The organism is Micromonospora sp. D75 (genome assembly GCF_018070405.1).
In the GTDB taxonomy this organism is placed as follows: Bacteria; Actinomycetota; Actinomycetes; order Mycobacteriales; family Micromonosporaceae; genus Micromonospora; species Micromonospora chalcea.
Map to the genome: position 1 here is coordinate 1 of NZ_JAGPXV010000853.1, position 1,978 is coordinate 1,978.

Sequence of the window (1,978 nt, forward strand, 5' to 3'; positions counted from 1 at the left end):
CAGTCGTGCGTGGTCCACGGCCCGTACCGGGTGACCACCTCGGACACGTCACCGAGTTCGCCGCCGAAGTCCGGGTCCTCGCTGCACGACGGCGTCACCGACAACCACGGGTGGGTCGCGACCAGGTCCTCCAGGCCGGCCAGCCCGTACAGCTCGTCCGGGCGGCGCGCGCCGTAGAAGACGTGCACCCAGCGGGTGCGGTTGACCCGGGTCAGCTCCTCCACCAGCGCCTTGATCGGCGCCAGCCCGACCCCGCCGGCCACGCAGAGGACGTCCCGGGTGGACTCCGGATCAAGCGTCATCGAGCCCATCGGCGCGGCCACCCGCAGCAGGTCACCCGGCTTGGTGCGGCGCACCAGCGCCCCGGACACCCAGCCGGCCGCGCCGGGCGGCGTCCGCACGTGGAACTCCAGCACGTTCTCCTCGTTCGGCGCGTTCGCCACCGAGTACGTCCGCCACACCCGCGGGTGGTAGCGGGGCACCTCCACGCTGACGTACTGCCCCGCCTGCCAGGGCAGGGTGCTGGAGCGCGCGTACGGTCAGCACCGCCGTGTGCGGGCCGTGCCGCTCGTGGGTGAGCACTTCGGCGTGCCAGTACGGCGGGTTGCCGTCGGCCTCCGCGCCGGCCAGCATCCGCGCGCTGATGCTCGCGTACGCCTCCCGCCACGCCTGGTCGTACTCCAGGTTCCAGCCGTCCCCGGCGGTGCTGCGCAGCGCGTCCAGCAGCGCGACACCCATGGTCGCGTAGTGCTCGGCCGTCACGTGGTACTTCCGGTGGTCCCGGCCCAGCGCCCGCAGGTACTCGTCGAAGCTCTCCGGGTCGCCCACGGTCTGGGTGGCGGTGACGATCGCCTCCAGGATCCGGTCGCCCTGCCCGTTCATCTGCACCGGGAAGAGCTTGCGCAGCTCCGGGTCGAGGAGGAACAGCCGGGCGTAGAAGTGACCGCTGAGCCGCTCCCGGTCCTCCTCGACCAGGGCCCAGCTCTCCTTCAGCAGCCGCGCGAAGTTCTCCACAGGGGCACGCTCCTTCTCCGTACGGGCGGATCGGCAGCCATAGAATCTCCACGGAGCGTGTACGTCGGTCGCACAGACTGTGCGATCGCCGGGTCGGGACGCCGAAGTGATTTCATGGTCCGGTGACGGTTGACGAGCTGGCCCGCCCGGTCTCCCGCCGGATGCTGGGCACCGAGACGCTGCTCGTGCTCGGTCTGTCCCTCGGCCAGTCGGCCGTGTACGCGCTGGTGTCGCTGATCGCGAAGCTCACCGCGACCGGTGGGCTGTCCAAGCAGACCGCCGCGCTGAACACCTCAGCGTCGGCCCGGCCCTACCTCGACCTGACGTACCAGCTGCTCGGGATCGTCTTCGCGCTGCTGCCGGTGCTGCTCGCCGTACACCTGCTGGCGCGCGACCCCGGCGACCCGGCGCGGACGCTCGGCGTCGACTTCCGGCGGCCCGGCTCGGACCTGGCCCGGGGCGCGGGCCTGACCGCGCTCATCGGCCTGCCCGGGCTGGCGCTGTTCTGGGCGGCGGCGCAGCTCGGCCTCAACGCCACGCTCCTCTGGTGGACGGTGCCGGTGCTGATCCTCGCCGCCGTGCAGAACGCCGTGCTGGAGGAGGTGATCGTGGTCGGCTACCTGATCACCCGGCTGCGGCAGCTCAACTGGCGCATCGGCGCGGTGCTGGCCACGAGCGCCCTGCTGCGCGGCTCCTACCACCTCTACCAGGGCTTCGGCGCGTTCGTCGGCAACGCCGTCATGGGTGTGATCTTCGGGCTGTTCTACCTGCGCACCCGCCGGGTCGCCCCGCTGATCGTCGCGCACACGCTGCTCGACATCTTCGCGTTCGTCGGGTACGCGATGCTGCCCAAGTCCTGGTTCGACTGGCTCTGATCCCGGCTGCCGGCCTGATGGCTTCGCCGGGTCGGCGAGGTGGCGGTGTGGCGGCCCGCCGGGCCCCCCCCCCACCCCGAACCGGGGTG

At 71.9% G+C, this 1,978-nt stretch carries 1 protein-coding gene and 1 pseudogene; one reads left to right on the plus strand and one right to left on the minus strand.

Annotated elements, in window-relative coordinates:
* Positions 1–1,014 (minus strand): annotated as a pseudogene (locus KBX39_RS29905) (globin domain-containing protein); the annotation flags it as partial.
* A gap of 122 nt (positions 1,015–1,136) precedes the next feature.
* Between KBX39_RS29905 and KBX39_RS29910 the strand changes: the two are divergent.
* Complete coding sequence (locus KBX39_RS29910; protein WP_210873748.1) at positions 1,137–1,889, plus strand: CPBP family intramembrane glutamic endopeptidase; 753 nt, start codon at positions 1,137–1,139, stop codon at positions 1,887–1,889.
* Positions 1,890–1,978 lie beyond the last annotated feature (89 nt).